The organism is Gordonia sp. NPDC003422, assembly GCF_053588675.1.
On the sequence record NZ_JBSFQL010000074.1, the window covers coordinates 1 to 1,285 of the forward strand.

Consider the following 1,285-nt stretch of genomic DNA (forward strand, 5'->3'; position numbering starts at 1 on the left):
TGGCGTGTCCCCCATGAACCGGTCCGGTTGGTTTTAGAGTCCTGATTGCCCTGAAGAGGGCGCGAAGGGACGATAGGGATCATGGCAGGACGTAAGCGTCACTCGGCGGAAGACATCGTGCGCAAGCTGCGCCGAGCCGACGAGCTGGCCGCAGAAGGCAAGACCGGCGAGGAGATCGCCGCCGACCTCGAGGTGTCGGCGGCCACCTTGTACAACTGGCGCCGCCAGTACGGCGGCATGGACGCCGACGCCGCCAAGGAACTCAAAGAGTTGCGCGATCAGAACAGCCGGCTCAAGCGGCTCCTCGCCGACGCCGAGTTGGAGAAGGACGCACTGCGGGAGATTGCCAAGGGAAAATTCTGAGCCCAACCGCCAAACGCGCCGCCATCGACATGCTCAAAGATCGCATGAACATGTCAGAACGTAAGGCGTGCAAGGTTGTTGGGCTCGCCCGCTCCGCCTATCGGCAGCTACCCCAAGCACAGACACCAGCCGATCCCGACGCCGGCCTGCGCGAGCAGCTACGCACCTACGCCCGCAAACACCCTCGTCACGGGTTCCGTCGTGCGTGGGCGTGGCTGCGTTTCGATGAGGGCGACGAGGTCAACAAGAAGAAAGTCCACCGGTTGTGGAAGGACGAAGGACTGCAGGTGCGCCGCGCTCCGCGCCGAAAACGGGCGGGCCAATCATCGGTACCAGTTGTGGTCGCGGACGCGCCGAAAGTGGTGTGGGCATTGGACTTTCAGTTCGACTCCACCGTCGACGGACACAAGATCAAGATCGCGTCCATGGTCGATGAACACACCCGCATGTCGCTGCTGGACATCGTGGACCGCTCGATCACCTCCGAGCGCCTGATCGAGGAGTTGAAGAAAGTCTTCGCGATCTGGGGTGGCCCACCGATGGTGCTGCGCATGGACAACGGGCCTGAGTTCATCTCCGAGGCCCTCCGGGAGTTCTGTGCTGGGTCGGTGGGGATCTCCTACATTCCGCCTGGCACGCCGTGGAACAACGGGTTCATCGAGTCGTTCAACAACCGGCTGCGCGACGAATGCCTCAACCGCAACTGCTGGCCCACCCTGCTGGAGGCCCGCGTGGTCATCGGCGACTACAAAGACGACCACAACCACCGACACCGCCACTCAGCACTGGGCTACCAAACCCCGGCCGAGTACGCTGCCGGATGCACCCACCGGCATCACCCCGTGGGCTGCGAGATCGACTGACCAACCGCAAGAAAGAACTGGCTCTAGCACCGACTGGACCGGTTATCGGGGACCTGCCA

General features: G+C 63.0%; 1 protein-coding gene. It reads left to right on the forward strand.

Features of this window, described 5'->3' with window-relative positions; translation table 11 throughout:
* Positions 1–81 precede the first annotated feature (81 nt).
* Positions 82–1,226, forward strand: a protein-coding gene (locus ACWDTF_RS24815; RefSeq protein ID WP_355277338.1) for an IS3 family transposase whose coding sequence is annotated in 2 segments (ribosomal slippage) — positions 82–349 and positions 349–1,226 — 1,146 coding nt in all. Because the reading frame shifts where the segments join, the coding sequence is not laid out codon by codon here.
* Positions 1,227–1,285: the final 59 nt, after the last annotated feature.